Here is a 25,764-nt window from a genome sequence, read left to right as displayed (position 1 = left end):
ACACCTGTTCGCCAGCAGGGGGAGATTGGCCGTTCCCTCCGCTTTTAGCCAAGCTCCGACGCCGAAAGACGGGTGGGACGGCGAAGCTGCTAATCTCCCCCTCGAGCGGCCCTCGAGGGGGAGATATCCGGCAGGACAGAGGGGCGCGCGAGGGATCGCCAGCATTACTGCTTCTTCGACTGACTAAGTTATGGAGCGCCCTGCGGCCCTTTCGGCTCGTCTGCGCTAAGCCGCTTTTCTCAGACCATCCGCGTCGCCACTTCCCGGCAACGCTTCCAGTGCTGCCTGCAGCAGGATGTCGCCAAGCCGCGCCGCTATCGGGTCGGGCTCGGCCTCCTTGCGATGCAGGAACAGCGCCATCTTGGGCAAGGCGGGAAGCCCGGCGATCTCCGGCGTCATCGCCCTGACGCTGGCCGGCAGGCCGATATCGGTGCGGATCGTCAGTCCGAGCCCCGCGGCGACGGCTGCCCAGATGCCGCCAAGACTCGGGCTGGAGAAGGCCATCCGCCATGCCAGGCCGGCGCGGTCCAGCGTCTCGGTCGCCACGCTGCGCAGCAGGCACGGCGCTTCGAGCGCCACCAGCGGCAACGGCTCGCCATCGCGCAGGCAGGTCTCGATCTGTTTTGCCGGGCCGATCCAGCGCATCTGGACGTCGGCGACATGCCGGCTGTAGGGCAGCGTCGCGCCATTGTGCCAGGCAAGCGCGATATCGAGGCTGCCCGAAAGGATCCTTTCGGCAAGCTCATGGCTGCGTGCGATCCTGGCCTCGATCTTGACCTTGGGATGGGCGCGGGCGAAGCGCCCGAGCACCTCCGGCAGCACCGCCTCGCCGAAATCCTCCTGTAGCCCAAGCCGCACCCAACCCTCCAGCTCGACATCGTGGATGGCGGACGCGGCCTCGTCATTGAGCTCGATCAGCCGGCGCGCGTAGCCGAGCATGGTCTCGCCCGCGTCCGTCAGCGCCAGGCCACGCCCAGATTTGCGGAAGATCGGCGTCGCCGCCTGCTCCTCCAGTTTCTTCAATTGCGCACTGATTGCCGAGGTCGAGCGGCCAAGCCGGTCGGCGGCCTTGGCGAAGCTGCCCAGCTCCATGCCGGTAACGAAGCTGCGCAGAACGTCGAGATCGAATGTCACACGTCGCATAGCGATAATCCTGATATTTGGGACATTACGTGAAAAACTTCCTGATTTTCAGTACGAAGTTATGGCGGTAGAGACAGCGCGTCAAGAACCGAACGCAACCAGCCCATGCAGGAGCTGAACCATGTCCGCTGTCGCCACACGAGCAGATTGCAAACCGCGTCGCCCGGCCGCCGTTACCAGCCTGTCAGAGCAGGCGGCGCTTCGACCCAATCATCGCTGGAAGGTGCTGGGCATCGGCGTCGCCGCCAATGCCTGCTTCTCCGCGACATTCTCCGGCATTCCGGCCACGGCCGTGTTCCTGCGCTCGGGCTATCATCTCTCCAATGGCGAGCTCGGTCTGGCGCTTGGCCTTCTCGGCTTGGGCGTGGCGCTGAGCGAGTTGCCGTGGGGGCTGCTGACCGATCGCTGGGGCGACCGCCGCGTGCTGCTGACCGGGCTCGGCGCAACCGCGGTGTGGCTGCTCGTCATGGCCGCGCTGGTCGTGCCGTCGCCAACCCAAATTCCCGGCGTCGCGCTTCTCGCCGCTGCCCTGCTGGTCACCGGATTGCTCGGCGGCAGCGTCAACGGCTCCAGCGGCCGCGCCATCATGGCCTGGTTCGGCGAAGGCGAGCGTGGCTTTGCCATGAGCATCAGGCAGACGGCGGTGCCGCTTGGCGGCGGGCTTGGCGCGCTGGTACTGCCGTCGCTCGCTTCGGCCCATGGCTTCACGGCGGTCTTCGGACTTCTGGCGGCTGCATCCGCCGTCTCGACCTCACTCGCCTGGCGCTGGCTGCATCAGCCGCCGGCGCACGACCATGCCCATTCGAGCAGCGCGGCAAAGCCGGCCGGCCCCGCGCCGCTGCGCAACCCGGCCGTCTGGCGCATCGCGACAGCCATCGGCCTGCTGTGCTTCCCACAGGTGGCCGTGCTCACCTTTGCTTCCGTCTTCCTGCATGATTTTGCCGGCAGGGGAACAGCCGTGATCAGCGCCAGCCTGGCTGCCGTGCAGGTCGGCGCCATGGTCATGCGCGTCTGGAGCGGCCGCTACACCGACCGTCACGGCAACCGCCGGTCGTTCCTGCGTCTGTGCAGCATGCTGAGCGTGGCCGCCTTCACCGTGCTTGCGGCGCTCGTCTTGTTTTCGGGCCAATACTTGTCAGGCCAAGCGCCGATGCTGTCGCCGGCGATCGTTGCGATGCTCGTCGTGGCCGGCATCTGCGTCTCCTCCTGGCACGGCGTCGCCTACACCGAGCTTGCGACGCTGGCCGGCGCCAGCCAGGCCGGAACGGCGCTCGGCCTTGCCAATAGCCTGGTCTTCATTGCCTTCTTCCTGGTGCCGATCGCCATTCCCGGGCTTCTCGTGCTCTGCTCGTGGGCAGGCGTCTGGCTGGGTGCGGCTATTTGCGCGCTGATCGCCTGGCCGATCTTTCTTCCGCCAACGGACAGCCGCAAAAGCGCCTGACTTCGACACGAGATGGGAAAATAACGTTCTAAGCTGTTAACGCCCCATCAAGGTTAATGCATCATTGTAGCTCTCCAGTGGGGTCCGTTGCGTTTCTGGAGAGTTCCGTGCATCGACGTGTTTTGACGCGGCTTGTCGCCGCCGCCGGTGAGAAAAAGCGTTCCTTCCTGTCTCCGTTTATTATTGGCCTTGGCATCTGGATCGGCTTTCCGAGTGTCGTTGCCTATCAGGACATGACAAGCCTGGTCTCCGGTCTTGAGGCGCCGAGCGTCCGCTGGAACGCCTATGTCGAGAAATCCGTCGCCGGCTCCGTTCACGCCGCCGAAATGCCCTTCCTCGATTCCAGCAGCACCGGCTCGCTCTCCGGCTCCGGCGTCCAACTGCCCGGCATCGGCTCCGTCTCGTTTCGCGGCAAGGGCGGCATCGCCGGCACCACGCCGGACGAGAACCGCATCACGCGTGCCGACAAGAAGGGCCGCATCATCCAGGTCTCGCCCGTCTCGCCGCCGAAGAACTTCAACGCCGGCTCGATCTTTGAGCGAACCTCCTCGCTGCTGCGCCCAAGCATGGACAGCGGCCTGAGGATGGCCTTCGCCAAGCCAGAGATCAAAGGCAAGGAAATCCAGATCGCCGCCTCCTTCCACACGCGCGTCGACAAGAAGCCGGATTCCGGCGTGCCGGCGATGCTTGCCGCGCTGGTCAACAACGATCATCCCGACGTGCTGGCGACCGCCTATGCCTCGTCGGCCCCCGATTACGCCAAGGCGTCGCCTTTCGAGGCCTTGCTGCAGGACGAGGACCCGAATGATGGCCGCTTCATTCCGCCGCTGAGCAAGGGCGATCATTCTTGGATGCAGACGCCGCTGCCGGCGAGCGTCTTTTCCAAACCGGAGCAGGCCTGTCTCGCCAACGGCATCTACTTCGAGGCGCGCGGCGAGTCCGTGCGCGGCCAGGCCGCCGTCGCCCAGGTCATCCTCAACCGTGTCCGCAACCCGGCCTATCCCAACTCGATCTGCGGCGTCGTCTACCAGAACGACAACTGGTTCAACCGCTGTCAGTTTTCCTTCGCCTGCGACGGCAGGAAGAAGCGGATCGACAACCCCGCTGCCTACAAGACCGCCCAGGATGTCGCCATGGCCGTCACAGCCGGCAAGATCTTCATTCCGGAAGTCGGCTCGTCGACCCATTATTACGCCAACTACGTCCATCCGGGCTGGGCGCGGACGATGCAGAAAATGACCAGGATCGGCCTGCATATCTTCTACCGCACCTATGGCGGCGGCTGGAGCTAAGTGCTCTGGCGGCCCTTGCATCTCTCCCGCGAGAGCGGCCGATGGAAGACGCATCGCTGTGGGGATTCGGCCGCAGCCCGCCGGAGACCGCGTCGGGCACGATGTCGCACCCAGGCAAGTAGCTGATTCATAACGAAAAAATACTTGAGCTCGAAGGTCCGCCCGTGGCTTGACGGGCGCGGACCCTCTAACTATGTTGCCGGCGACTTTAAGAAGCGGACGGACGGTAACGGTCTGACCGGGCAGGGGGGTTGCGTGGCCGACAAGAATGGGCCAGACGGAACCGGCAAAACCGGCCGCGGCAAGCAGCATGAAGCCGACATCCGCGACGACGATCTTGAGCGCCGCCGGCGCGACCTTGAAGCATCGCTTGCGACAAGGCGGCCGGATCGGCTCGAGGGGAAAGACGACGCGAAAGCGGGTAGTGTGGCCGGATACGGCCAGGCGCTCAAGCTGTCCAGCGAGTTCATCGCCGGGATAGTGGTCGGTGCGGCTCTCGGCTGGTTTATCGATCGCGTGGCGGGGACATCGCCGTGGGGTCTGATAGTCGGGCTGCTGCTGGGTTTTGGCGCCGGCGTGCTCAATGTCCTGCGGTCAGCCGGGCTTGTGTCGGAATTCGGAACGGGCGACAAACCGCGCGATCCGAAAGAATGAATTGAGGCGCCGCATGCCGGCGCATTGAACAGAATGCTGAAGCCGTCTGCGGCTTTGATGGGGATTTAAAGTGGCTGCTGACAAGGTCGATCCGATCCACCAGTTCCAGATCCATCCGATAATTCCGATTCACATCGGCGGCTACGACCTGTCTTTCACCAATTCGGCTCTGTTCATGCTTGCGACGGTTGCCGTCGCGGCGGCGTTTCTCTATCTCAGCACATCAAGCCGCAGCCTCGTTCCGGGCCGCCTTCAGTCGGTCTCGGAAATGGCCTACGAATTTGTCGGCAATATGCTGAGGGACGCCGCGGGCACGCAGGGCATGAGGTTCTTCCCGTTCGTGTTCTCGCTGTTCATGTTCGTGCTTGTCGCCAACCTGCTTGGCCTGTTCCCGTATTTCTTCACCGTCACCAGCCACATCATCGTCACTTTCGGCCTCGCCGCGCTGGTGATAGGAACGGTCGTCGTCTACGGCTTCACCAAGCACGGCCTTGGTTTCCTGAAGCTGTTCGTCCCGCATGGCGTGCCGGTCTACCTGCTGCCGCTGGTGGTGCTGATCGAGGTGATTTCCTTCGTCTCGCGTCCAGTCAGCCTGTCGGTTCGTCTGTTCGCCAACATGCTCGCCGGTCACATCACGCTGAAAGTGTTCTCGGGTTTTGTCGTCAGCCTGAGCGCGCTCGGCGCGGTCGGCGTGGCGGGCTCGGTTCTGCCGCTGGCGATGGCCGTGGCGCTGACGGCGCTTGAGTTGCTGGTCGCGTTCCTGCAGGCCTACGTCTTTGCGGTGCTGACCTGCATGTATCTCAACGACGCCCTGCATCCCGGGCACTAACTAGGTTCCGGCATTGCCGCCGGATCGAATTTGCAACGGAATTTTAGATCCAAAGGAGTTGAACAAATGGACGCAGAAGCAGCAAAGTACATCGGCGCCGGCATCGCATGCCTCGGCATGGGCGGCGCGGGCGTTGGCCTCGGCAACATCTTCGGCAGCTATCTGGCGGGCGCGCTGCGCAATCCGTCGGCCGCCGACGGCCAGTTCGGCCGTCTGATTTTCGGCTTCGCCGTGACCGAAGCGCTGGGTATTTTCTCGCTTCTCATCGCGCTTCTCGCCCTGTTCGGCTGAATATTTGTTCGGCTGAACATTGGGAAGAATTGAACAGGCAGGCCGCGATCCTGCGGCGGGCCTGAATTTCGGGGATAGTCCATGTTCGTGACATCTGCCTTTGCGCAAGAGTCCGCGCCAGCCGCAGCGGAAGGCGACACGCACGCCGCCACCGGCGTGCCTGCCGAGGCGCACGGCACGTTCCCGCCATTCAATCCGGCAACGTACCCGTCACAGCTGGTGTGGCTGGCAATCACTTTCGGGCTGTTCTACCTCTTCTTGAAACGGGTAGTGATGCCGCGCGTTGGCGGCATCATCGACGTTCGCAACGACCGCATCACGCAGGATCTCGATCATGCTGCCCGGCTGAAAAGCGAGGCCGATGCCGCCGTTGCCGCCTATGAGCAGGAATTGGCGGAAGCCAAGGGCAAGGCCAATGCGATCGGCCAGCAGGCCAACGATGCGGCCAAGGCGGAAGCCGAAGCTGCCCGCAAGACGATCGAGGCAGCGCTTGACCAGAAGCTTGGCGAGGCCGAGGCGCGTATTTCTTCCATCAAGGCCAATGCCATGAAGGAAGTCGGCACGATCGCCGAGGACACCGCTTCGGCCATCGTCGAGGCGCTTGTCGGCGGCAAGGCCAGCAAGGCTGAAATCGCGGCCGCGGTCAAATCCGTGGCCGGGTGAGGAGCGCATCATGGACGCCACATCTCTCGCGACGCTTTGGGCAACGGTTGCCCTCGTAATCTTCCTCGGCATCGCCATCTACATCAAGGTGCCGGGCATGATCGCCAAGGCGCTCGATGCGCGAGCCGACAAGATCAGCTCCGAGCTCGAGGAGGCGCGCCGGTTGCGCGAAGAGGCACAGCAGCTGCTTGGCCAATACCAGCGCAAGCGCAAGGAAGCCGAGCAGGAGGCGGCGGCCATCGTTGCCGCCGCCAAGCGTGAAGCCGACATGCTTGCCGCCGAGGCGCACAAGAAGACCGAGGACTATGTCGCCCGGCGCACCGCCTTGGCCGAGCAGAAGATCGGCCAGGCCGAGCGCGAAGCGATCGGCGAAGTGCGCGCCAGCGCTGTCGACATCGCAGTCGAAGCCGCGCGCGCGCTGCTGGCCGGCAAGATCGACGCCAAGGCCGGCGCCGACCTGTTCAACGCCTCCCTGCAGGATTTGAAGTCGAAACTGAATTAAGCGACTTCGTCGCGAAATTCATCGAAAGCCGCCTGGGAAACCCGGCGGCTTTTTTGTTGGCGAAAGCGGCAGAGCGCATAATCTCCCCCCTTGAGGGGGAGATGTCGCCAAAGGCGACAGAGGGGGTCGGTACGTCCTGGCGCGACGCCACTGGGACGAAAGAGAACGTTGGCGCTTCACGCGAGGCGACCCCCTCTGGCCTGCCGACCATCTCCCCATCGAGGGTCCCTCGAGGGGGATGACGCCTGGCCGAATCGCTCAATCCAAACCCGAAAAAACCTCTTCCTCCAGCACCTCGGTGCCGCCGAACCGGAAGGGCGCGAAGGAGGCGCGGTGCAGCCGCGCCACCGGCCCGTGCAGATCGATCGCCGTGCGATGGCGCACAGTGGCGTAGCCCATATGCAGTTCGAAACCGTAACGCGCATGATGGCTGCCGCAGCCGCACATCATGCGGTCGCGCAACACCTTGGCGACGATCGAGGCTGCGGCGATCGACTGCGAGCGCTGGTCGCCCTTGATCAGCGCTTTGCCCTCGCAGGGCAGGCCGGGCGGCACGTCGCGGCCGTCGGCCAGTGCCAGCTTCGGCCGGATTGACAGGCCGGCCACTGCACGGCGCATCGCCTCCAGGCTGGCCTTGAGAATGTTGGAGGCATCGATGCCTTCGGCACTGACCGAGGCCATCGACACGGCGAGTGCGGAGCCGAGGATTTTCATGAACAGCGCCTCACGCTGCAAATGCGTCAGCCGCTTGGAATCATCGAGACCGTCGGGGATGTTGGCGGGATCGAGCACCACCGCTGCCGCCACCACCGGCCCGGCGAGTGGGCCGCGGCCGGCCTCGTCCATCCCCGCCACCGGCCAAAGGCCTTCGGCCATCGCTCTCGTCTCGAACGAGAAGTCGGGTTTCTCGACGACTTCGAAGAGAAGCGGAGAATCGGAACGCGGGCGAGCCATGGTGCGGCGAGGTTCGCATCGGCTCCGATTCTCCGCAAGTCCCCTCCGGGTCGGGCGGGGCACCGGACTAGGAGGGGGCTACCGTCTGCAAGCCCGGGGACAGGACAGGCCGGACGGGATTTTTCGCCTGCTGCGGCCGCTTCAAAGCGGCTGGCGCGAGACGCTTTGTCACAGCAGCATCAGCTGCTCGGTTGCCTTGGCAGCGGGGACGAACTGGTCGGTCCTGAGCGAGCGCCGTTCGGCATTGAGGCCGAGCCGTTTGGCGGCGATCTCGAAACGCCGGCCGATCTGCCAGGCATAGGGGCCGGAGCCTTTCATGCGCTTGCCCCATTCCGAATCGTAGTCCTTGCCGTCGCGCATCGAACGGATCAGCGACATGACGTGGCGATAGCGGTCGGGATAGTGGCGCAGCAGCCAGTCCTTGAAGATCGGCGCGACCTCCAGCGGCAGGCGCAGAAGCACATAGCCGGCTTCACGCGCGCCCGCTGCCTGCGCCGAATCGAGGATGCGCTCCATTTCCGGGTCGGTCAGTCCGGGGATGATCGGCGCGACCATCACCGAGGCCGGAATGCCGGCGTCCGAAAGCTGTCTGATCGCCTCCAGCCGCTTGGTCGGCGTCGACGCGCGCGGCTCCATCGTTCTGGCCAGCATCCTGTCCAATGTCGTCACCGACAGCGCCACCTTGGCCAACCCGCGCTCGGCCATGCGCGACAGAATGTCGATATCGCGGGTCACCAGTGCCGATTTGGTGACGATGCCGACCGGATGGCCGCGCGCCTCCAGCACTTCGAGGATCTCGCGCATGATCCGGTATTGCTTCTCTATCGGCTGATAGGGATCGGTGTTGGTGCCTATGGCGATGGTGCGCGGCTGGTAATTATCCCTGGACAATTCCTTGTCGAGCAACCGCGCTGCATCCGGCTTGGCAAACAGCTTCGATTCGAAATCCAGCCCCGGCGACAAGCCCATGAAGCTGTGCGTCGGCCGCGCGAAACAATAGACGCAGCCATGTTCGCAGCCGCGATAGGGATTGATCGAGCGGTCGAAGGAGATATCGGGCGATTCGTTGCGGGTGATGATGGTGCGCGGCTTCTCGACCTGTACCTCGGTCCTGAAGGGCGGCAGCTCCTCCAGCGAATTCCAGCCGTCATCGAACACATGCCGGCTGACCGGCTCGAAACGGCCGGACGGATTGATGCCCGCCGACCTGCCGCGATTGCGGTCCGGACGGACGCGCATGCCGCTCTGCTCGATCATCGCATTCGCCATCTCGGCCCTGCCAGCGCCGAAGGCGGCAATGTCGGCACGCACGATCTGTTCCATTTTGGCCCTTTCCCAGCGACTGTCCGCCCGCTGTCGAATCGCTCTGCTCATGAATGTATTCCTATCGCATCGACGAGAACAAAGCAAGAACTTTCTCGCGGCGCGCCGCAAAAACTGGCGCTGCCCACCGCTTTCCGCTATTGGGCTAAACATGCTCAGCGTCCTGATCGAAACCCTGAATGACGAGGAGGGCCTTGCCCGCACGCTCGCCTCGCTGATCGGCGGCGCGGTCGAGGGCGTGGTGCGCGACGTTCTCGTCTGCGACACCGGCTCGACCGATCAGACGCACCGCGTCGCCGAACATGCCGGCTGCCACTATGTCAGCGGCGGCATTGCTGTCGGCATCAGGCAGGCCAAGGGCGACTGGCTGCTCTTGCTGGAACCGGGCGCGCGGCTGGGGGAGGGCTGGATCGACGAGGTCGTCGCCCATACCGCCAGGCAAACCATGGCGGCGCGATTTTCGCGGGCACGCGGCAGCCGCGCGCCCTTCCTGTCACGCGTCTTTGCCGGAAATCGCGCTCTCGCCGAAGGCTTGGTGATCAGCAAGCGTCAGGCCGCCGCGCTGTCTAAGAGCGCCCGCAGCGCCGAAGCGATCGCCCGCGGCTTAGCGACCAGGAGGCTCCACGCCGAGATCTGGGTGGCGCCGCGGAAGTGACGGCTTACCATCCCGGCCTAGGGAATGCCGCCCAAGCAATTTTCTGGCGGGTCGTCGCTTATTGTGCATTGCACAAAATCTGGCCGGGGGTTACCATTCCATGCGAAACGGGCGAATGGGTTTGGGGTGTGCCGGAGCGGCGGCGACGACTGTCGTCGATGCTGTTCCCTCGACATTTGAGGACCCCGATGACCCTTTCAAGCCCCGACAAGTCCGGCGCTGCAAGCCTCGAGGCGATCGCACGCAACGGCGGTACGCTGCGCCGCATCGCCGCCCGCATCCCGACCTATCTTTCCGACCTTCGCGAGAATCCGGCATGGCTGCCGATGTTCATGCTGGCCCGCACCATGCCGGCGCGGCGCCTGCACTGGCGCGGCGCAAAGCCCGTTCCGCCGGCGCGCAATGTCGGTGAAACGATGTTCGCCGGCGTCGACCGCGATGCCGTCGTCGGCGCGCTGCGCACAGAAGGGCTCTATTCGGGCCTGATGCTGCCGGCCGCCATTCATGAGGAGATCGCCCGCTTCGCCGAGCGCACGCCATGCTTCGGCAATTTCGACCGCCGGCTGGAATTCCTGCCCGAAAAACACGCCGATGCCGAAAAGCATTTCGGCCGCCCGCTGCTCAGCGGTCACTGTTTCGAACGGGTCCTCGACTGCAACGCTGCGGTCGCCGTGCAGCGCGATCCGCTGCTTCTCGATATCGCAGCGCACTATCTCGGCAGCCAGGCCAAGCTGATCACCACCCGCGTCTGGTGGAGCTTTCCGACCGGTGGCGTCTCGGACGCCGACAAGAACATGGCCTCGCTCGGCAAATACCATTTCGACCTCGATGACTGGCGCATGCTGAAGTTCTTTTTCTACCTGGTGCCGGTCGACGCCGACACCGGGCCGCATGTCTATGTCCGCGGCTCCCACAACCGCCGCATCCTGAAGCACCAGCTGACGCTGCTGGTTGGCCATTCGGCGGAAGAGGTGTTGGGCGTGTACGGCGAGCAGAGCCCGGTCACGCTGACCGGGCCGGCCGGCCTCGGCTTTGTCGAGGACCCGTTCGGCTTCCATATGGGCACCGTGCCGACGCGCACCCCGCGGCTGATGATGGAGGTTGGCTTCGGCGTGTCGCCGCCCTCGCGCCGCCGTTTTCACGGCGAGCCGGTCATTCGCTAAACCGAGGTCGCTCGGCTGACACCTTGGCCCGCCTCAGCCGCGCCGCAAATGCTCGTCCAGCCGCGGCATGATCTCGACGAAGTTGCAGGGCATGTGCCGATAGTCGAGCTGCGGCTTCAAGATGCCGTCCCAGGCGTCCTTGCAGGCGCCGGGCGAGCCCGGCAGCACGAAGACGAAGGTGGCGTTGACGACGCCGCCGGTTGCCCGGCTCTGGATCGTCGAAGTGCCGATCTTGTCGTAGGAGATGCGGTGGAACACTTCGGAAAAGCCGTCCATGCGCTTTTCGAAGATCGGCTCCAGCGCTTCCGGCGTCACGTCGCGGCCGGTGAAGCCGGTGCCGCCGGTGGTGATGACGACATCGATCGCTTCGTCCCTTGACCACCCCAGGACCTTGTCGCGGATCTTGTCGCGGTCGTCGGTGACGATGTGGCGGGCGGCGAGGATGTGGCCGGCCTCGGCAATACGGTCGGCCAGCGTCTGCCCGGATTTGTCGTCGGCGAGGCTGCGCGTATCGGAAACGGTCAGTACCGCGATGCGCACGGGAACAAAGGGGCGGCTCACGTCAATCCTGGCCATGGGCCTCAGCCTCCGATGTCATGCTTCGCGTCGCTGCGACAAACCAGTCTGGATGGCGGCCGCGAATATCGACGGCCGCGCGCTTGGCCACGTTGCCGGTCTCGAACAGCCCGAAGCAGGTGGCGCCGGAACCCGACATCCTGGCAAAACCGGCTCCGGCCTTGTTAAGCACGGAAAGCGCCTTGCCGATGGCGGGCTGGATTGCACGCGCCGCAGGCTCGAGATCGTTGCGGGTGATCTCCAGCCAGTTGCGGATGCTGTGGAAGTCGAGGCTGTGCGGCAGCGGCGGCAGCCCCGCATTGTCGCGGCCGCCAAGCGCCTCGAACACGTCGGCCGTCGAGACGGCAGTGCCGGGATTGACGAGCACCAAACCCAGCGCCGGGAAACCCGGCACGAGCGTCAGCTCGTCGCCGACGCCGCGGGCTATCAGCGGCTTGGCAGCGAGGCACATCGGCACGTCGGCGCCGAGCGAAAGGCCGATCCGCGCCAGTTCGGCATCGCCGACATCAAGTCCCCAGGTCTGGACCAGGGCGCGCAGCACAGCCGCCGCGTCGCTCGATCCGCCGCCGACACCGGACGCGACCGGCAGGTTCTTTTCGAGCCGGATGGCGACAGCCGGCGCGTGTTGGGAACCGGCCTCGCGACGCAGTGCGTCGCGCGCTCTCACCACCAGATTATTGTCGTCGACCGGCACCGCGGAGGCGTATTTGCCGGACACGGAAAACCCATCGCTGTCGGCAAGTTCTGTCTCGATGCGGTCGCCGAAGCGCGTGAACACAGCCAGGCTTTCGATCATGTGATAACCGTCGGCGCGCCGGCCGGTGACGTGCAGCGCGAGATTTATCTTGGCGTGCGCATGCAATCCCCGGACGCTGGTCTCGGCGTTCACTGGCCCGGCCGCGAGGGGGACGACGGTCAATCCTTGGCCAGACGGTATTCGCCGGTCTTCGGATCCTTGACCAGTGTTCCCATGGTGCCGTTGGCCGTCTGCTTTTCGGCCCGACGTACCTTGGCGGTCACCCGCTCGGCTTCCCTGACGAAGGAGCGGTAGCCGAAATAGGCGGCAATGCCGACGACGGCGAAGAAAATGATCTGCGGCATGTCAAACTCCTCCCTCGCAAGGCCGGCAAGGCCGCCGGTCGGGTCGGTTGATGATTTATGCTAGACGCTTTCACCAGCTTTTCAAAGCCCGAAGCGCGCCCACAGCGCGCGCTCTTCCGCCGCATCGATGACGCCGCTTGCCGCGGCGGCAGCGATATCGGGCGCCGAAAAGCTCGAGCCGAACAGGCCGAAGCGGCCGAACAGGCCGCGCGGCGCGGTGATCAGCTTGAGCTGGGTTTTCGGCCCGAAACGGCTCTTCAGCACGCTGCGCATATCGCCGAGCGCATCGACCAGCCCGAGTTCAAGCCCCTTCTTGGCCGTCCAGAACAGGCCTGTGAACAGGTCGGGATCGTCCTTGAGCTTGCTGCCGCGCCTGTCCTTGACGAGGTCGATGAAGGTCTCGTGGACCTCCAGTTGCAGCGCCTTCAGGCGCTCGACGTCCTCCTTCTTTTCCGGTTTGAACGGGTCGAGCACCGCCTTGTTCTGGCCGGCGGTGTGGACGCGGCGCTCGACGCCGATCTTCTTCAACAGCTCCGGAAAGCCGAACGAGGCCGACACCACGCCGATCGAGCCGACGATGGAGGACGGGTCGGCAAAGATCTCGTCGCCCGCGACCGCAATCATGTAGCCGCCCGATGCGGCCACGTCCTCGACGAAAACCAGGACTTTCTTGTTCTTCTCGCTCGCCAGGTCGCGGATGCGCCTGAAGATCAGCCGCGACTGCACCGGCGAGCCCCCTGGCGAATTGATCGAGATGGCGACCGCCGGCGCATCGAAGGAAAACAGCTTTTCGAGAAGAGCGGCGGTGGAAGCGAGCGACAGGCTCGGCCGGAACTGGCCGCCGCCGGGCATGATCGGGCCGTGCAGCCGGATGACCGGAATGGTGACGACGGTGGAGCGCCAGGATTTCGGCAGCAGGCGGTTGAAAAGGCGTTTCACGAGAGGGCGGTCTCCGGTCGATTTGCTTGAGGCATGTAGGAATTCGCCGGCCAACGGCAATGCCGTCACCCCGGCAATCAGAATGGATCAGTCTCCGAACAGCGACGCCAGCCCGTTATTGATCAGCTCCGCCCGTTCCGAAGGGCCATTGCCTGAGTAGGCATGCAGCATCAGCGGCGGCCGGATCGACAGTTTGCCGCGTGCGCCGAGTGCCGCCCGGACGACGATGCGGATCGCCGCCGCTTCGGGGCGAGGATGGACGGCCAGCATCTCGGCGTCGCCGAAGCGGCCGGCAACGGCATCGAGGATGGCGCCGAGCTGTTCCGGCCGGGCGATGACGGCCAGCCCGCCACCCGGCCTGACCACCGCGGCCGCGCTGCGGATCCAGCTGTCGAACAATCCATCCTCCGAGACATGTGCGGCTTTTCTCAGCGGATCGGGCGTCGCGCGATCCTCGGCGGCATTGAACGGCGGGTTCATGATGACGAAATCGAAGCTGTTGTCCTCGAGGCCGGCGGCCGTTCGCGCCCGGCCCGACAGCGCGACATCGGCGACGAGCACCGAGGCGCGGTCGCTGAGATGCGCATTGCCGGGATGGGCAAGCGTGGTGGTGGCGAAGGCCGCCATTTCCGGGGAACGCTCGACAAGCACGGCCGCGGCAGCGGGGCATCGCGACAGCACCGCCAAGCCGGCGGCACCGGCACCCGCGCCAAAGTCGGCCAGCCGCCCGGCAAAGGAGGACGGCACGGCAGCCGCCAGCATCATCGCATCCATGCCGGCGCGGTGGCCCGCCTTTCTCGGCTGTACCAGCCAGAAGCGACCACGATGGAAGGCATCGACCGTGTGAGCCGGCATGTTCGGGACAAGGGCAGCGGGCGACGCGGACATTATTTTTGGCGGATCTCGTTGGCGATGCCGGCATCCGTCAGGATGCGCCGTGCCGCATCGGCCTTGTCGGCGTCCACCATGACACGGCGGGGCAGGATGCCGATCGAGCCGTCGAGCACGCTCATGTTCTGGTCGGCGACGAAATAGCCGATACCGGCATCGCGCATCAGCGATTCGACAAACGAAATGATGACAGCATCGTTGGTGCGGATGAGCTCTATCATCGGATGAAACTCGCAGTTTGCGGCGTTGATGTAAACGTAGGCGTGATCATGTACCAGAGCCGGCGCGCCAATTCGCCTCTTGCCGCACCGGTGGGTGACACCCTAGAGTCTGTCCAGGGACCATGTTGCCGTCGTGCATATCGAGGTTGGGAGTTTTGCCGTGGGTGTCGTTCTCAACATTGAAAACGGGAAGCGCGAAGCCGCCTCGATAAAGGACCTCATCGACCTGACCGCGGCCGACATGGGGCGCGTCAACAAATTGATCCTGTCGAAGGCCGGCTCCGATGTCGAGATGATCCCGGAGATCGCCAACCATCTGATCTCATCCGGCGGCAAACGGCTGCGGCCGATGCTGACGCTTGCCGCCGCCCAGATGTTCGGCTATTCCGGCGACGGCCATGTCAAGCTCGCCACATCGGTCGAATTCATGCACACCGCGACACTTCTCCACGACGACGTTGTCGACGAAAGCGGCATGCGGCGCGGCAAGAAGACGGCGCGCATGATCTGGGGCAACCAGGCCAGTGTTCTGGTCGGCGATTTCCTGCTCGGCCAGGCCTTTCGCATGATGGTCGATGTCGCCTCGCTGGAAGCGCTCGACATCCTGTCGAGTGCGGCCTCGGTGATCGCCGAAGGCGAGGTGATGCAGCTTGCCGCCGCCAAGAACCTCGAAACCACCGAGGACGAGCACTTCGCCGTGATCAAGGCCAAGACTGCGGCGCTGTTCTCAGCCGCCGCCGAGGTCGGCCCTGTCATCGCCCAGGCGACGCGCAACGATCGCGCAGCACTCCGCTCCTACGGCATGAATCTCGGCCTTGCTTTCCAGCTGATCGACGACGCGCTGGATTATGGCGGCACCAGCAAGGATCTCGGCAAGAATGTCGGCGACGATTTCCGCGAAGGCAAGGTAACGCTGCCGGTGATCCTCGCCTATCGGCGCGGCACCAAGGCCGAGCGCAGCTTCTGGAAACGCGCCATCGAGGACAATGCCGCCGACGATGCCGGGCTGGAAAAGGCAATCGGCCTGATGCTCCGCCACGGGGCGATTGCCGACACCATCGGGCGCGCCCGCCATTTCGGCGAAATCGCCCGTGACGCGCTGGCGCCGCTCGAAGCGACGCCGCAGAAGTCTGCACTGATCGACGTCATCGATTTCTGCATCAGCCGGGTGAATTGACAGGCGTCGGCGCCGCGACGCCGGGGAGGGGCCGTTCTCATCGCGCCTTTGCCGAAAGAACCATTGCTGCGAGCAGGCTGACGACGATGCCCGCCGCCGCGAACCAGAAGGCGACGCGGATGCCGTCGGCGACGGCAATTTTCAACGCATCGCCGGACAATTCGCCGATTTGGCTGTTCGCAATCGCGATCAGCACGGCCATGCCGATGGCGTTGCCGACATTGAGTGTCGTCGAAGCCATGCCCGAGGCGACGCCTTGCTGATCATGGGCAACGCCGGAAGCGGCGGCAATCCACATTGCGGTCCAGACGATGCCTTGTCCGACGCCGGAGACGATCAGGCCGGGTACGAGGGACAGATAGCTGCTCTCCGCGGTTGCGCCTGATACCATCAATGCAGTGCCGACCGCGCCGACGATCATGCCGCCGACCAGCGTGCTGCGCGTGGAAAAGCGCGTCGCCAGACGCTCGCCGGCTTGCGTGCCGGCGGCGATGGCGACCGACGGCACGAGAAAGGCGAGGCCCGTCTGCAAGGCAGTGAAACCGTGCACGTTCTGCAGCAGCACGGTGAGGAAGTAGGGCAGCGCTCCGAAAGTCGCCATGTAGAGGAAGGTTATCGTCATGCCGGCGACGAGGCTGCGGTTGTAAAACAGGCGCAGCGGCATCAGCGGATCGGCGCTCTTCGCCTCGATCATCGTGAAGGCGATCAGGAAGAATGCCGCCAGTGCTGCGCTGACGATAATTGCGGTCGATCCCCAGCCATATTCAGGCCCCTGAACCAGGGTGAAGACAAGCAGCGTCGCCCCGGCGGTGACGGTCAATGCGCCCGGCAGATCGAAGCTACGGTGCTCGTGCCGCTTGCGATCGCGCGGGATGATGGCGAAAGCCGCGATGATGGCGATCCCGGCCAGCAGCACGTTGACGTAGAAGACCGACGGCCAGCCAAAGGCGCTGGTCAGAAACCCGCCGGCAAGCGAACCGAACGTCAGGCCGCTGGCGCCTGCGCCGCCCCAGACGGCGAGCGCCCGGTTGCGTTCCGGTCCTTCGGCGAACAGACGGTTGATCAGCGACAGCGTCGCCGGAAACAGGAATGCGGCGCCGATGCCTTGGACCGCGCGTGCCGCAATGATGATTTCCGGTGACCATGCCAGGCCGCCGACAAGCGAAGAAAGCGCGTAGAGCCAGAGTGCGAAGATGAAGACGCGGCGCTGGCCGATCAGGTCGGCGGCCCGGCCGCCGAACAGCAGGAAGCCGCCGGTAAAGACCGTGTAGGCGCTCACCACCCATTGCAGGGTCTGACCGGAAAATCCGAGGCCGGCGCCGATCTCCGGCAGCGCCACGAAGACGATGTTGAGGTCGAGCGAGATGATGAGCTGCGCGAAGGCGAGCAGCGCCAGCGTTACGCCGCGCTTCACACCGGTCGTCCCTTGCGCTGCGATTGCGCCGAGCGGCGCGCGTTGATCCAGTGAACTCATGTCGGTCTCCTTGTCGACTATTATTTAATGATCGACAAAGAATCGGGATTTGCAATCCGAAGTCAAGAGGATTATTTGTTGATCGACAAAAATTGGAGGTCGCAATGGCGGGAAGGCCAAGGGAGTTCGACCGCGACCAGGCGCTGGAGAAAGCCCGGGACGCTTTCTGGAGACGTGGCTACGAGGGCACCTCGATGGCCGATCTCGTTTCGGCGCTTGGCCTCGCATCGGCGCGCATCTATGCCGCCTTCGGCTCGAAGGAGGATCTGTTTCGCGAAGCGGTGGCACTTTACGAGGCCAATGAGGGCGGCTTTGCCACGCGCGCGCTGCAGGAAGAACCAAACGTCCGGCGCGTCATCGAGCGCATGCTTCGCGACGCCGTCGAAATCTATACGCGGCCGGGGCAGCCGCAGGGCTGCATGGTGGTGACGGCCGCCACCAATTGCGCCGTCGAAAACGACGCCGTGCAGCAATGGCTGGCGGAGCACCGGCTGGCGCGTACCGCATCGATCGTCGAGCGGTTGAAGCAAGCGCTGCGCGATGGCGAATTGAAGCCGGGTACCGACGCCGAGACGTTGGGTGATTATTACGCCACGCTGATGCACGGCCTTTCGGTGCAGGCACGCGACGGCGTGCCGAAAAAGCGGCTGCACGATCTTGTCACCGTCGCCATGCAGGCGCTCGACGCAAGCCTTTCGCAAACGTCCTGAGTTCCAGGCCGTGACGCCGGTTTCCCATTGTCGGATTGTCGCAATGCGGTCGTACGACCTCTTTCGGCATGGTTTATTAGTTGCTTGACCCGATTGTGAATTCGGGCCGGGTTGAAGCGTGACCCCAAAAAGGCCATGCTTTACCTGTAAAGATCGAGTCTACGGCGATCCCGCTGACGCGGAGATGGCGTTTGGCTGAAAGGGATATGATGCGGCAAGGATATGCGCGCTGGCTGACGGGGCTGGCAATCGCGACGGGCATGGCGATCTCGGCTTTGCCGGCGCATGCCAGACAGACCGCCGAGCCGGTCAGGATCACATCCTTCTCGGGAGCCTATCTCGCGGCGCGGATTGCCGAAGGCGACAACGACCTCGACAGCGCCATTTCCTATTACAAGCAGGCGCTTGCGTTCGATCCGAACGATACGGGACTGCAGCAAAGCCTGATGCTGTCGCTGATCGCGCAGGGGCGCTTCGACGAGTCCCTGGTCTATGCCGACAAGCTCAAGGCGATTCCCGACGTCGAGCGCTTCTCGCGCCTGGCGCTGGCCATCGATACCTTCCACAAGAAGGATTTCTCCAAGGCCGAATACTGGCTCAAGCTTTCGCTCGAATCCGATCTCGACCGGCTGATCTCCGGCGTCATGACCGGCTGGGCCAAGCAAGGTGAGGGCGACGCCGGCGAGGCCATGGCTTCCATCGACAAGCTGCAGGGCCCCGACTGGTTCAGCCCGTTCAAGTCGTTCCACCGTGCCTTGATTGCCGACGCCTCAGGCCTGCCCGACAGGGCGGATGCGCTCTACACCGCCACCCTGCAAGACACGGCCGCTGGCGGTGCGGCCCCCGAAACGTGGATGCGCAACGCGCAGGCCTACGCCTCTTTCCTCGCCCGCAGAGGCGACAAGGCCAAGGCGCTGTCGGTGCTCGACAAGGCCGAGGCGTTTGCGCCCGGCAAGGTCGAGATTGCAGCGCTTCGCGACAAGATCAACAAGGGCGAGAAGATCGAACCATTCGTTGCCGGTCCGTCGGACGGCGCCTCGGAGATCCTGCTCGATCTCGCCACCGCGCTCAACCGCGGCGGGGGCGAGCCGTTCGTGCGGCTCTATCTGCGATATGCCCTGGCGCTGCGGCCCGGCAACGACGCGGCGCTCGTTCAGCTTGCCGCCGTCGCCGAGCAGTTGAAAGACGGCGAGGGCGCCATCGCGCTCTATCGCCGCATTCCCGCCGGCTCGCCGCTGAAGGAGCTTTCGGACCTGCAGCTTGGCCTCAACCTTGCCGATCTCGACCGCAATGACGAGGCGATCGCTCACCTCAAGGCCATCGTCGATGCGCATCCAGACGACATGCGCGCCTATCTGGCGCTCGGCGGCGTCTATTCCGCGAAGGAGGATTTCCGCTCCGCCGCCAATCTTTACGACAAGGCAGTCGAGGTGCTGAAGACGCCGACCGCCGCCAACTGGAACATCTTCTACCAGCGCGGCATCGCCTATGAGCGGCTGAAGGAATGGCCGAAGGCCGAGCCGAATTTCCGCAAGGCGCTGGAGCTCTACCCCGACCAGCCGCAGGTCCTGAACTATCTCGGCTATTCCTGGGTCGACAAGAACATGAACCTCAAGGAAGGCCTCGCGATGATCCAGAAGGCCGTCGACCTGAGGCCGAGCGACGGCTACATCGTCGACTCGCTGGGCTGGGCCTATTACCGCCTTGGCCAGTTCGACGACGCGGTGCGCGAAATGGAACGCGCCGTTTCGTTGAAGCCGGAGGATCCGGTGCTCAACGATCACCTCGGCGACGCCTACTGGCGCGTCGGCCGCAAACTGGAAGCCACCTTCCAGTGGAACCAGGCCCGCGACCTGAAGCCGGACCCGGATGTGCTTGCCGCCTTGCAGCAAAAGCTGATGAAGGGCCTGCCGCCGATCGAATCCAACACGGCGCAGGAAACCCCCAAGGTGAAGGCCGAGCCGGCGCCCGCCCCGAAGGGGTGACCCCATCGCCTTGACGGTCGCGGAGCGGCACTCTACGAGGTGCCGCATCCAGCCGGAGGCCGCCGTGACCGTTGATATCCCTGCCCACATGCATCCCAGCCGCTCGTTCCAGGGGCTGATCCTGACTTTGCATAATTACTGGGCGGACTATGGCTGCGTCGTCCTCCAGCCTTACGACATGGAAGTCGGCGCCGGCACATTCCATCCGGCCACGACATTGCGCGCGCTCGGCCCAAAACGCTGGAACGCGGCCTATGTCCAGCCGTCGCGCCGCCCCAAGGACGGCCGCTATGGCGAGAACCCGAACCGGCTGCAGCACTATTACCAATACCAGGTGATCCTGAAGCCCAACCCGCCCAATCTGCAGGAGCTTTATCTCGGCTCGCTGGCCGCGATCGGCATCGATCCGCTGCTGCACGACATCCGCTTCGTCGAGGACGACTGGGAAAGCCCGACGCTGGGCGCCTGGGGGCTGGGCTGGGAGTGCTGGTGCGACGGCATGGAGGTGTCGCAGTTCACCTATTTCCAGCAGGTCTGCGGTATCGAATGCGCACCTGTAGCGGGCGAGCTCACTTACGGGCTGGAGCGGCTGGCCATGTATGTGCAGGGCGTCGACAATGTCTACGACCTCAATTTCAACGGCCGCGAAGGCGCCGACAAGGTGACCTATGGCGACGTCTTCCTGCAGGCCGAGCAGGAATATTCGCGCCACAATTTCGAATTCGCCAATACCGCGATGCTGCTGCGTCATTTCGAAGACGCCGAAGCCGAGTGCAAGGCGCTGCTACAAGCCGGCGCGCCTATCTCCTCCCTTGAGGGGGAGATGCCCGCGAAGCGGGCAGAGGGGGTCATCTCAGAAGGCACCTCAAGTCAAGCATCGAGCACTGTGCGGGCGACCCTTCCCGGCCCTTCGGGCCACCCTCCCCTCAAGGGGGAGGGTTATCACCGCATGGTCTTCCCAGCCTACGACCAGTGCATCAAGGCCAGCCACGTCTTCAACCTGCTCGACGCACGCGGCGTCATTTCGGTCACCGAGCGCCAGAGTTACATCTTGCGGGTGCGCAATCTGGCCAAGGCCTGCGGCGAGGCGTTTCTGCTGACGCAGGCGGGCGGAATGGCGGCTTAACCGCTGCACACTTTTGCGCGACATGCACATTAGCTCCAGGCGATTTCGACAGGAGCGCTGATTGGCAACGTACCTTGGCCGCTTGCACCGGCTATTGTCCGCAGCGCTTGCCTGACGCCGGGCATCGAGAACGTGCCATGCACCTGTGCTGTAAAACAGGCGCTGAGCGCGAGGATCTGCAGGAATGTCGATGCCGTTTTCATTCGTTTAGCCAATAGTTCTCTGCCTGAGCGTTGGTCGCTTCAGCGCTGCGTTCGGTTCATGGAAATCTTTGACCCAAGGACGGGCGGACCGCTTCGTGTCCGACAGGCGGCTGAATTTTCTCGGAAATCGCGGTTGGATGCCTTGATCGTGCTGGCCCGATCTTGCTGGGAAGGGTGACAGCGGCCGGCCGAGTTGCTATGCCCCGCCCGGACCATTTGCCGCGTGAGCACAATCAATGCCCGACCTGCTCCTAGAACTCCGTTCGGAAGAGATTCCTGCTCGTATGCAGAGGAAAGCTGCCGGCGACCTGAAGAAGCTGCTGACCGACCGTCTGGTCGAAGCCGGGCTGACCTATGAGGCGGCGCGCGAATATTGGACGCCGCGCCGGCTGACGCTCGACATCCGCGGCCTGACCGCCCGCTCGAAGGACATCAGCGAGGAGATCAAGGGCCCCTCGACCAAGGCGCCCGAGCAGGCGGTGCAAGGTTTTCTGCGCAAGGCCGGCCTTGCCTCGATTGCCGACGCGCATGTTCATTCCGATCCGAAGAAGGGCGACTTCTATGTCGCCCATATTGCCAGGCCGGGCAGGCCGGCCGAGCAGATCATCGCCGAGCTGGTGCCGGGCATCATCCGCAACTTCCCCTGGCCGAAATCGATGCGCTGGGGGCCGGCTTCGGCCAAGCCCGGCTCGTTGCGCTGGGTGCGGCCATTGCAATCGATCCTGTGCACCTTCGGCCCGGAAACCGAGGAGCCGGTTGTGGTCGAGTTCGAGATCGACGGCATCCGCTCGGGCAACGTCACCTACGGCCACCGTTTCCATGCGCCGGGCGCCATCACGGTGCGCCGCTTCGACGATTATGTCGCTAAGCTTGAGGCGGCCAAGGTCGTGCTCGACGCCGACAGGCGCAAGGAGATCATTCTTGCCGATGCCAGGAACCTCGCCTTCGCCAGCGGGCTCGACCTCGTCGAGGACGAGGGGCTGCTGGAGGAAGTGTCGGGCCTGGTCGAATGGCCTGTCGTGCTGATGGGCGAATTCGAGCAGGATTTTCTGACCATTCCGGCCGAGGTGATCAGGCTCACCATCCGCGCCAACCAGAAGTGTTTTGTGACGCGGCCGCACGGTGTCGGCGAAAACCTCTCCAACCGCTTTATCCTGACCGCCAACATAGAGGCCAAGGACGGCGGCAAGGAGATCGCCCACGGCAACGGCAAGGTGGTGCGCGCGCGCCTGTCCGACGCGCTCTATTTCTGGAAGACCGATCAGGGCGACCTGCCGGATCTCGACCAGTTGCAGGCATCGGCGGAAAAATTCGGGCTCGATCTGAACAAACCGCTCGACCAGCGCATGGCCCGCCTCGACCATCTCGGCGTCACCTTCCACGCCAAGCTCGGCACGCAGGGCGAGCGGGTGGAGCGCATCAAGCGGCTGGCGGAAGAACTGGCGCCGGTCGTGGTGCGCGCAATCTCCCCCCTTGAGGGGGAGATGGCCGGCAGGCCAGAGGGGGTCGCTTCGGCTGGCGCGACGCGATCTGGCCTTTCGAAGAAAGAGGAAGTCGGCGCTCCACGCGAGACGACCCCCTCTGTCGCCTTCGGCGACATCTCCCCCTCAAGGGGGGAGATTACCGCGCTGGCGCGTCGCGCTGCCATTCTGGCCAAGGCCGATCTCACCACCGAAGTCGTCGGCGAATTCCCGGAACTGCAAGGCGCCATGGGCCGCAAATACGCGCTGCTGCAGGGCGAGCATCCGTCGGTCGCCGCGGCGATCGAGGAGCATTATAAGCCGCAAGGCCCGTCCGATAACGTGCCGACCGATCCGGTTTCGATCGCAGTAGCGCTTGCCGACAAGCTGGATACGCTGGTTGGATTCTGGGCGATTGATGAAAAGCCGACGGGATCGAAGGACCCTTATGCGCTGCGGAGAGCGGCCCTGGGGGTAACGAGGATACTGATTGAGAACGGGATTAGGTTGTCCCTGAAATCTGTGGCCAATGTCGCGTCCGAAAATATTGCGGATCACATACGCGATCCCGAACTCGACCGACAGTTCGAAATTGCTGCGGAGCTAGAGCAGCAACTCGGGGGAGATTCGCTTACCGATCTCGTCATCGAACGCGATTCCGCAATCTCAAACAACACCTTTGAGCGTTCTGGAGAGAGGCAGCAGCAAGAGATCAACAACCTCCTGTCCTTCTTCCACGATCGCCTAAAGGTCTATCTCCGCGACCAGGGCGCGAGGCATGATCTGATCGACGCGGTGTTGGCGGCAGGTTCGCGCCCAATCTCCCCCCTAGAGGGGGAGATGTCGGCGAAGCCGACAGAGGGGGGCGCTGTCCCGCCAGCCTCTCATTCTGTCGCGCCCCCCTCTGCCCTGCTGGGCATCTCCCCCTCTAGGGGGGAGATTGGCCTATCGCAAAACGACGATCTCCTGCAGATCGTCCGCCGTGTCGAAGCGCTCGGCTCATTCCTTGATACTGAGGACGGCAGGAACCTGCTTGCCGGTACCAAGCGCGCCGCCAACATTCTCACCGCCGAGGAGAAGAAGAAAACGACGATCGCCGACCATGTTGAGCCGGCTCTGTTCCGGGAGGACGCCGAAAAAACCTTGTTTGCGGCGGTGAATCAGGCCGAGAGGCAAGCCAGCGAAGCAATTCAAAACGAAGACTTTTCCGCCGCCATGCTGGCGCTTAGCGTGTTGCGCGAGCCGGTTGATTCATTCTTTGAGAAAGTCCTGGTAAACGATGAGGACCAGGCCGTGCGTGCCAATCGCCTGGCATTGCTCGCCCGCATCCGCGCGGCGACCGACCGGGTCGCGGATTTCTCCAAGATAGCCGGCTGACGTCCGGGAAAAATCATCGCTTGTGGCGCTATTTCGGCTGGTCGGGAGCTGCTAGCGGCGCAGGCTGCTGCGCAGCTGGTTCAGGGGTTTTGCTGGCGACCTTTGGGTCGGCCTTGCTGTCCGCGGCGGGCGCGGCAGCGGTGGCCGGCGCGGCTTTGGGCGCGGGCGTTGCAAAGGCATCGCCGACGATACCGCCGCGAATGATCATCGGACTTCCGTCGAAGCCATGACTCGGCTGGCTCGGGATTGCCGCGACCTTTTCATCGGCGACGTTTTCATTGACGTCAGGCAACTTCTCGCCGAGCGCGACGATCGACGGTGTTTTCGCCCGTTCGAGCGCGCCGGCATTTACAACCGAAGGCGTCGCCGTCGTTTGCCCGAGAAAAACGAGCGACGAGGCCTGTGCCGTGCCGGCCATAAACGCCAGACCAAGCGCTCCAAGGATACGCATCGAAAGCATGATAATTCCCCTTGCCCAACAAGGCGGCACCCTAGCCGAGGGCAGTTGATGCCGGCTTGCGGGGAAACATAGCATTTTAGCGATTTGCGATTCGCCTACGCCCGGACTTGCTCCGTCGGCGTCAGCGTATTAGGCACCCGCATCCGTGAGGTGACGACAGTGGCTGAAATTCGTGCCGTCGGCGAGGCGATGGAAAGGGCGTTGGCGCTGCTCGAGAGCGGCGATGTCGTCGCCATCCCGACCGAGACCGTCTATGGGCTGGCCGGCGACGCGACCAACGGCGTTGCCGTGGCCCGCATCTTCGAAGCCAAGGGCCGCCCTCGCTTCAACCCGCTGATCGCCCATATAGCCGACCCGGCGATGGCCGAGCGCATCGCGCTGTTCGATCCGCTGTCGGAAAGATTGGCGCACGCATTCTGGCCGGGGCCGCTGACCCTGGTGCTGCCGCAACGGCCCGGCAACGGCATTCATCCGCTGGTCACCGCCGGTCTGGAAACGATCGCGCTGCGCATGCCGAAAGGCTTTGGCGGCGAGCTGATCGCCAGGTTCGGCCGCGCGCTGGCGGCGCCAAGCGCCAATTCCTCGGGCAGGATCAGCGCCACGACGGCCGAGGCCGTGGCCGCCGATCTCGGTCCCCGGATCAAGCTTGTGGTCGACGGCGGCGCGACGCCGGTCGGGCTGGAATCGACCATTGTCAAGGTCGAAGCTGGAAAGCTGCGGCTGCTGCGGCCGGGCGGCATTGCCGCCGAAGAGATCGAAGCAGTGGCCGGGACAAAGTTGCTGCGCGGCGCTTCGGGCATCGAGGCGCCCGGCATGCTCGCCTCGCACTATGCGCCAGGTGCGGCAGTGCGGCTCAATGCTGCGAAGGTCGCGCCGGGCGAAGCCTTGCTGGCCTTCGGCCGCCGCCGTGCCGAAGGCTGGCGCGATGCAGCCGCACTGCGCAATTTGTCGGAGACCGGCGACCTGCGCGAGGCGGCAAGCAATCTCTTCGCCCATCTGCAGGATCTCGATGGCAGCGGCGCCAAAACCATCGCCGTCGAGCCGATCCCGTTCGACGGGCTGGGCGAGGCGATCAATGACCGGCTTTCGCGCGCCGCCGCCCCGCGTGACAAGATCGCCCCGCGTGACAAGATGGATTGAGCACCATAGTTTCC

The 25,764-nt window shown here is 64.3% G+C and carries 27 protein-coding genes; 15 read left to right on the top strand and 12 right to left on the bottom strand.

The features are described from left to right. Positions 1-225: 225 nt before the first annotated feature. Positions 226-1,143, bottom strand: a complete 918-nt coding sequence (locus NKH50_RS19185; RefSeq protein WP_352880444.1) for a LysR substrate-binding domain-containing protein — start codon at positions 1,141-1,143, stop codon at positions 226-228. A 121-nt stretch (positions 1,144-1,264) separates the two neighbouring features. Here NKH50_RS19185 and NKH50_RS19180 point away from each other — a divergent pair, with 121 nt between their 5' ends. The 7 genes from NKH50_RS19180 to NKH50_RS19150 all read left to right on the top strand — a co-directional run bounded on the left by NKH50_RS19180 (position 1,265) and on the right by NKH50_RS19150 (position 6,815). Next, positions 1,265-2,584, top strand: coding sequence for an MFS transporter (locus NKH50_RS19180; RefSeq protein ID WP_352880442.1), 1,320 nt, complete (start codon positions 1,265-1,267; stop codon positions 2,582-2,584). Between the two features lie 107 nt (positions 2,585-2,691). Then, a complete protein-coding gene (locus tag NKH50_RS19175; protein WP_352880440.1) occupies positions 2,692-3,876 on the top strand; it encodes a cell wall hydrolase in 1,185 nt (394 codons plus the stop codon). A gap of 255 nt (positions 3,877-4,131) precedes the next feature. Beyond that, complete coding sequence (locus tag NKH50_RS19170) at positions 4,132-4,530, top strand: AtpZ/AtpI family protein (RefSeq protein ID WP_023716852.1); 399 nt, start codon at positions 4,132-4,134, stop codon at positions 4,528-4,530. 70 nt (positions 4,531-4,600) lie between these two features. Next, positions 4,601-5,359, top strand: coding sequence for a F0F1 ATP synthase subunit A (locus NKH50_RS19165; RefSeq protein WP_352880438.1), 759 nt, complete (start codon positions 4,601-4,603; stop codon positions 5,357-5,359). 66 nt (positions 5,360-5,425) lie between these two features. Continuing rightward, positions 5,426-5,650, top strand: a complete 225-nt coding sequence (locus NKH50_RS19160; RefSeq protein ID WP_254820421.1) for a F0F1 ATP synthase subunit C — start codon at positions 5,426-5,428, stop codon at positions 5,648-5,650. 81 nt (positions 5,651-5,731) lie between these two features. After that, positions 5,732-6,313, top strand: coding sequence for a F0F1 ATP synthase subunit B (locus NKH50_RS19155; protein WP_352880435.1), 582 nt, complete (start codon positions 5,732-5,734; stop codon positions 6,311-6,313). Positions 6,314-6,323: 10 nt separating this feature from the next. Beyond that, positions 6,324-6,815, top strand: a complete 492-nt coding sequence (locus NKH50_RS19150; RefSeq protein ID WP_023674071.1) for a F0F1 ATP synthase subunit B — start codon at positions 6,324-6,326, stop codon at positions 6,813-6,815. Positions 6,816-7,073: 258 nt separating this feature from the next. Here NKH50_RS19150 and rnhB read toward each other — a convergent pair whose 3' ends face one another. Then, positions 7,074-7,769, bottom strand: a complete 696-nt coding sequence (gene rnhB / locus NKH50_RS19145; RefSeq protein ID WP_352880433.1) for a ribonuclease HII — start codon at positions 7,767-7,769, stop codon at positions 7,074-7,076. 168 nt (positions 7,770-7,937) lie between these two features. Continuing rightward, positions 7,938-9,092, bottom strand: a complete 1,155-nt coding sequence (locus NKH50_RS19140) for a PA0069 family radical SAM protein (protein ID WP_352540123.1) — start codon at positions 9,090-9,092, stop codon at positions 7,938-7,940. Between the two features lie 151 nt (positions 9,093-9,243). On the opposite strand from NKH50_RS19140, the gene NKH50_RS19135 reads away from it, so the two are divergent. Together NKH50_RS19135 and NKH50_RS19130 are read left to right on the top strand one after the other, a co-directional pair. Then, the gene (locus NKH50_RS19135; protein WP_352880431.1) at positions 9,244-9,747 is read left to right on the top strand and encodes a glycosyltransferase; all 504 of its coding nucleotides are present in this window, start codon (positions 9,244-9,246) and stop codon (positions 9,745-9,747) included. 188 nt (positions 9,748-9,935) lie between these two features. Continuing rightward, positions 9,936-10,910 (top strand): phytanoyl-CoA dioxygenase family protein, encoded by a 975-nt coding sequence (locus NKH50_RS19130; RefSeq protein ID WP_352880429.1) that lies wholly within the window; start codon positions 9,936-9,938, stop codon positions 10,908-10,910. A gap of 33 nt (positions 10,911-10,943) precedes the next feature. On the opposite strand, the gene moaB is transcribed toward NKH50_RS19130, so the two are convergent. From moaB to NKH50_RS19100, 6 genes are all read right to left on the bottom strand, one after another. Next, on the bottom strand, positions 10,944-11,486 hold the full coding sequence (moaB, locus tag NKH50_RS19125) for a molybdenum cofactor biosynthesis protein B (protein WP_352880427.1): 543 nt from the start codon (positions 11,484-11,486) through the stop codon (positions 10,944-10,946). Continuing rightward, complete coding sequence (locus NKH50_RS19120; RefSeq protein ID WP_352880537.1) at positions 11,473-12,375, bottom strand: 4-(cytidine 5'-diphospho)-2-C-methyl-D-erythritol kinase; 903 nt, start codon at positions 12,373-12,375, stop codon at positions 11,473-11,475. The genes moaB and NKH50_RS19120 overlap by 14 nt, the downstream gene beginning before the upstream one ends. 26 nt (positions 12,376-12,401) lie before the next feature. Beyond that, positions 12,402-12,587, bottom strand: coding sequence for a hypothetical protein (locus NKH50_RS19115; protein ID WP_292665400.1), 186 nt, complete (start codon positions 12,585-12,587; stop codon positions 12,402-12,404). A gap of 81 nt (positions 12,588-12,668) precedes the next feature. Continuing rightward, positions 12,669-13,526: a S49 family peptidase gene (locus tag NKH50_RS19110; protein WP_352880425.1), complete on the bottom strand. Its 858-nt coding sequence runs from the start codon at positions 13,524-13,526 to the stop codon at positions 12,669-12,671. 87 nt (positions 13,527-13,613) lie between these two features. After that, positions 13,614-14,414: a tRNA1(Val) (adenine(37)-N6)-methyltransferase gene (locus NKH50_RS19105; protein WP_352880423.1), complete on the bottom strand. Its 801-nt coding sequence runs from the start codon at positions 14,412-14,414 to the stop codon at positions 13,614-13,616. Further along, positions 14,414-14,638: a putative signal transducing protein gene (locus tag NKH50_RS19100; protein WP_352880421.1), complete on the bottom strand. Its 225-nt coding sequence runs from the start codon at positions 14,636-14,638 to the stop codon at positions 14,414-14,416. Before NKH50_RS19100 ends, NKH50_RS19105 begins: the two co-directional genes overlap by 1 nt. Before the next feature lie 160 nt (positions 14,639-14,798). Here NKH50_RS19100 and NKH50_RS19095 point away from each other — a divergent pair, with 160 nt between their 5' ends. Further along, positions 14,799-15,815 (top strand): polyprenyl synthetase family protein, encoded by a 1,017-nt coding sequence (locus tag NKH50_RS19095; protein WP_254818409.1) that lies wholly within the window; start codon positions 14,799-14,801, stop codon positions 15,813-15,815. Positions 15,816-15,852: 37 nt separating this feature from the next. On the opposite strand, the gene NKH50_RS19090 is transcribed toward NKH50_RS19095, so the two are convergent. Then, positions 15,853-17,289 carry an MFS transporter gene (locus tag NKH50_RS19090; protein ID WP_352880419.1) on the bottom strand — a complete coding sequence of 479 codons (1,437 nt, stop codon included), beginning with the start codon at positions 17,287-17,289 and terminating at the stop codon, positions 15,853-15,855. 104 nt (positions 17,290-17,393) lie between these two features. Between NKH50_RS19090 and NKH50_RS19085 the strand changes: the two genes are divergently transcribed. From NKH50_RS19085 to NKH50_RS19075, 3 genes are all read left to right on the top strand, one after another. After that, positions 17,394-17,999, top strand: a complete 606-nt coding sequence (locus NKH50_RS19085) for a TetR/AcrR family transcriptional regulator (RefSeq protein ID WP_352880418.1) — start codon at positions 17,394-17,396, stop codon at positions 17,997-17,999. 209 nt (positions 18,000-18,208) lie between these two features. Next, complete coding sequence (locus NKH50_RS19080; RefSeq protein ID WP_352880535.1) at positions 18,209-19,984, top strand: tetratricopeptide repeat protein; 1,776 nt, start codon at positions 18,209-18,211, stop codon at positions 19,982-19,984. A gap of 64 nt (positions 19,985-20,048) precedes the next feature. Beyond that, positions 20,049-21,110, top strand: a complete 1,062-nt coding sequence (locus NKH50_RS19075; protein ID WP_352880416.1) for a glycine--tRNA ligase subunit alpha — start codon at positions 20,049-20,051, stop codon at positions 21,108-21,110. Between the two features lie 29 nt (positions 21,111-21,139). On the opposite strand, the gene NKH50_RS19070 is transcribed toward NKH50_RS19075, so the two are convergent. After that, the gene (locus tag NKH50_RS19070) at positions 21,140-21,313 is read right to left on the bottom strand and encodes a hypothetical protein (protein ID WP_023674088.1); all 174 of its coding nucleotides are present in this window, start codon (positions 21,311-21,313) and stop codon (positions 21,140-21,142) included. Between the two features lie 236 nt (positions 21,314-21,549). Between NKH50_RS19070 and glyS the strand changes: the two genes are divergently transcribed. Beyond that, positions 21,550-24,150: a glycine--tRNA ligase subunit beta gene (glyS, locus tag NKH50_RS19065; RefSeq protein ID WP_352880414.1), complete on the top strand. Its 2,601-nt coding sequence runs from the start codon at positions 21,550-21,552 to the stop codon at positions 24,148-24,150. A gap of 28 nt (positions 24,151-24,178) precedes the next feature. Here the strand turns inward: glyS and NKH50_RS19060 are convergent, their stop codons facing one another. Beyond that, positions 24,179-24,568 (bottom strand): hypothetical protein, encoded by a 390-nt coding sequence (locus NKH50_RS19060; RefSeq protein WP_352737077.1) that lies wholly within the window; start codon positions 24,566-24,568, stop codon positions 24,179-24,181. A gap of 201 nt (positions 24,569-24,769) precedes the next feature. On the opposite strand from NKH50_RS19060, the gene NKH50_RS19055 reads away from it, so the two are divergent. Beyond that, positions 24,770-25,750 carry an L-threonylcarbamoyladenylate synthase gene (locus NKH50_RS19055; protein ID WP_352737076.1) on the top strand — a complete coding sequence of 327 codons (981 nt, stop codon included), beginning with the start codon at positions 24,770-24,772 and terminating at the stop codon, positions 25,748-25,750. Positions 25,751-25,764: the final 14 nt, after the last annotated feature.

The organism is Mesorhizobium sp. M1027, assembly GCF_040318745.1.
GTDB lineage: Bacteria > Pseudomonadota > Alphaproteobacteria > Rhizobiales > Rhizobiaceae > Mesorhizobium.
This window is presented reverse-complemented; position numbering and strand designations above follow the sequence as displayed.

What these genes read in the sequence shown, in the direction of transcription:
- NKH50_RS19140 (WP_352540123.1), bottom strand. Translation starts at nt 9,092, where the DNA reads ATGGAACAGATCGTGCGTGCCGACATTGCCGCCTTCGGCGCTGGCAGG.
- NKH50_RS19100 (WP_352880421.1), bottom strand. Translation starts at nt 14,638, where the DNA reads ATGATAGAGCTCATCCGCACCAACGATGCTGTCATCATTTCGTTTGTC.
- NKH50_RS19150 (WP_023674071.1), top strand. Translation starts at nt 6,324, where the DNA reads ATGGACGCCACATCTCTCGCGACGCTTTGGGCAACGGTTGCCCTCGTA.
- NKH50_RS19155 (WP_352880435.1), top strand. Translation starts at nt 5,732, where the DNA reads ATGTTCGTGACATCTGCCTTTGCGCAAGAGTCCGCGCCAGCCGCAGCG.
- NKH50_RS19085 (WP_352880418.1), top strand. Translation starts at nt 17,394, where the DNA reads ATGGCGGGAAGGCCAAGGGAGTTCGACCGCGACCAGGCGCTGGAGAAA.
- NKH50_RS19070 (WP_023674088.1), bottom strand. Translation starts at nt 21,313, where the DNA reads ATGAAAACGGCATCGACATTCCTGCAGATCCTCGCGCTCAGCGCCTGT.
- NKH50_RS19185 (WP_352880444.1), bottom strand. Translation starts at nt 1,143, where the DNA reads ATGCGACGTGTGACATTCGATCTCGACGTTCTGCGCAGCTTCGTTACC.
- glyS (WP_352880414.1), top strand. Translation starts at nt 21,550, where the DNA reads ATGCCCGACCTGCTCCTAGAACTCCGTTCGGAAGAGATTCCTGCTCGT.
- NKH50_RS19135 (WP_352880431.1), top strand. Translation starts at nt 9,244, where the DNA reads ATGCTCAGCGTCCTGATCGAAACCCTGAATGACGAGGAGGGCCTTGCC.
- NKH50_RS19180 (WP_352880442.1), top strand. Translation starts at nt 1,265, where the DNA reads ATGTCCGCTGTCGCCACACGAGCAGATTGCAAACCGCGTCGCCCGGCC.
- NKH50_RS19080 (WP_352880535.1), top strand. Translation starts at nt 18,209, where the DNA reads ATGCGGCAAGGATATGCGCGCTGGCTGACGGGGCTGGCAATCGCGACG.
- NKH50_RS19105 (WP_352880423.1), bottom strand. Translation starts at nt 14,414, where the DNA reads ATGTCCGCGTCGCCCGCTGCCCTTGTCCCGAACATGCCGGCTCACACG.
- NKH50_RS19115 (WP_292665400.1), bottom strand. Translation starts at nt 12,587, where the DNA reads ATGCCGCAGATCATTTTCTTCGCCGTCGTCGGCATTGCCGCCTATTTC.
- NKH50_RS19060 (WP_352737077.1), bottom strand. Translation starts at nt 24,568, where the DNA reads ATGGCCGGCACGGCACAGGCCTCGTCGCTCGTTTTTCTCGGGCAAACG.
- NKH50_RS19090 (WP_352880419.1), bottom strand. Translation starts at nt 17,289, where the DNA reads ATGAGTTCACTGGATCAACGCGCGCCGCTCGGCGCAATCGCAGCGCAA.
- rnhB (WP_352880433.1), bottom strand. Translation starts at nt 7,769, where the DNA reads ATGGCTCGCCCGCGTTCCGATTCTCCGCTTCTCTTCGAAGTCGTCGAG.
- NKH50_RS19160 (WP_254820421.1), top strand. Translation starts at nt 5,426, where the DNA reads ATGGACGCAGAAGCAGCAAAGTACATCGGCGCCGGCATCGCATGCCTC.
- moaB (WP_352880427.1), bottom strand. Translation starts at nt 11,486, where the DNA reads ATGGCCAGGATTGACGTGAGCCGCCCCTTTGTTCCCGTGCGCATCGCG.
- NKH50_RS19130 (WP_352880429.1), top strand. Translation starts at nt 9,936, where the DNA reads ATGACCCTTTCAAGCCCCGACAAGTCCGGCGCTGCAAGCCTCGAGGCG.